Here is a 2,335-nt window from a genome sequence, read left to right on the forward strand (position 1 = left end):
ATCCGGGTGGCCTCAAAACACGAACTCAAGGAGCGCATCATGGCTGGTATCGACGACGTCAATCGCCATCCGGTCGTCCACACATGGTCCTACAAACTCGCCGACGTCGCCTGATATGATTCGAACCAAGAAAACGCTGACCTAGATGACGCCGTCCTCGATCTCTTGGCAACGTCCCGCAGCCAGTTCTTGTCTTCGCCGACGCCCTGAAGCGCGTGGTTACGCCGCTTGAGCAGAGACTGCTGAGGCCGACGTCCAAATTCCAAGGCAGCGAATTCGTCCTGCCGATGAGCCGGACGGGCGGCGATGCGGGCGAGCATATCCGTGAGCCAGGCCTACGGATCGACCTCGTTCAGCCGTTTATGCCGAGTGCCGGACTATGCCAAATGGGCTGTTTTCGCCGAGATTCACCGTGAGCGGCATGTAGTTGGCTCGGTATAGTTTGTCTGGACTAAACCGCTTCGCGGTAGCGACGCGCGGCAACCTGCGGCGATCTTCGTGCGATGAAGTTCGTTGCGGGGTCATATCTATCGAGCAAGCTCACGCGATCAAGGCGAACGGTGTGATGGTGAATGGCTGATGATGACGGTCATGAGGAAGCCATAAAAGGAACACGACTGGAGGCGTATTCGAGCGTTTCGATGATCATCATTGTGCCGCAGCGGCACTGCGGGCATCGCCGTCGAGATGCCCGTATGTGCCTCATATGGATCTCTGTGGTCTTAGCAAATCCTCTCATGAGTACAGCGATCGCAGCGCTTGACATGACTCACCAATAGCGACGCAATAAATCGACTACTTCCGGCGCCGAGCGTCGTGAGATAGATTTGATAGGACCGCGCTCGGGGGACAACGCCTCCGGCGTGCGGAAGCAGCGTGCGGACAGCGATACCTGTTGGAGATGCGATGCCTGGTGTATGCGATGCCAAATTCCGAATCTGGCTGTTCTCGGTCATCTCTTGTCGAGGGATAGTTATAAGAAGCCCCTTTGCGATACCAATACGCTGCAAGTAGCGCCTGTATAATTTCGCAACTGAACTTCATCGGGAATGCACTAAGATCGCCGCAGGTTGCCACGCGTCGCTACCGCGAAGCGGTTCAGTCGTGTGCCGGGCATGTTCAATAGCTCGGAAGTGAAAGTCTTCCACCCAGCCTGATTGAGGTGAACGGATAGAGAAGCGCAAGGGATATCGACCGACAAGGAGCTCGCTCGACGTGGCATCCGTTCTGTCGCTATGCGGACGACTGCACATCTATGTTCGCAGGCATTGCGCCGGCGAGCGGGCCATGGCCTCGATCACCCGGTCTCTGACTGACAAGCTGCGGCTGACGGTCAAGGAGGCCGAGAGCGCGGTGGCACGGCCGGAAGAGCGCAAGTTCCTGGGTTCAGTATTGCGAGCCACGGGACGAACGACGCATTGCGCCGAAAGCGCTCGCTAAGTTCGCAGACAGAGTTCGGGATATGACGCCCCGGACAGGAGGCACCAATCTGGAAAGGATCTCAAAGACTTCTCGCCTTACCTCATCGGATGACCCGGGTACTTTGGGTTCCGCCAGCCCCTCGCGTGCTCACAAACATGGAAGCCCGGATTCGCCGGAGGCCGCGAATGTATCTGTGGCGACAATTGCAGAACGGGCAGCGCAATACTTCAATCAAAAATAGTTCAGGTTGTCGGCGTCCGATCAAAACTCCGGCCTCGCTGCACGAGCTGATGGACTCTACCAATTCTTAGAGGAGATTGCGGGGCTCAGCTCGGTTAGAAATGCCTCGAGGCAGGTTCTCCATTGGATGCCTACTCCACGAAGGCAGGAAATGTCCCATGCCAAGAGATAGCCACTTTGCCAGCGGAAGGTTACTGTCAGCCTCGCTGGGTGAGACTTTGCTGACTCTGCTCGCCGTAACCACAACAATCCGTTTCACTAAGCTAGTTCTCGCCAACCAGGGTTTCAGCCTCAACTTGCTCGGGAACCCATTCGCCTCGGGTTCTGGGCTTTGGAACCGCCACGAGCGACTCTCTGATTCTATTCAACAGGAACTGGTAAATGGTTTCAGCAAGTTGGAGGAGGAGGCGGGCTCTCGCCAAGCCACAGTAGTAATCGCTGAGGAGTCCTTTTCCACACTGATCGCGATGCGCGGACTCTGTGATTTTACCCACCATGGCCTGGCAAACCTGGCGAACAGTTTTAGCAGGTGGCCGGAAGAGGCGGGTGCCATCGCGCGGTTAGCCCAGCGAACTAGATTAGCGTTTTCTTGGTTCGAATCATATCAGGCGGCGTCGACGAGTTTGTGGGACCACGTGTGGATGACCGGATGGCGATTGACGTCGTCGATACC

The 2,335-nt window shown here is 56.6% G+C and carries 1 protein-coding gene and 1 pseudogene; both read left to right on the forward strand.

Annotation, left to right across the window (positions count from 1 at the left end; all coding sequences use genetic code 11):
- Nucleotides 1–1,215: 1,215 nt before the first annotated feature.
- Nucleotides 1,216–1,440, forward strand: coding sequence for a hypothetical protein (locus tag CQ13_RS42820; RefSeq protein WP_156433615.1), 225 nt, complete (start codon nt 1,216–1,218; stop codon nt 1,438–1,440).
- 380 nt (nt 1,441–1,820) lie between these two features.
- A pseudogene (locus CQ13_RS44980) lies at nt 1,821–2,335 on the forward strand (hypothetical protein); the annotation flags it as partial.

It is taken from the genome of Bradyrhizobium retamae, assembly GCF_001440415.1.
Lineage (GTDB): Bacteria > Pseudomonadota > Alphaproteobacteria > Rhizobiales > Xanthobacteraceae > Bradyrhizobium > Bradyrhizobium retamae.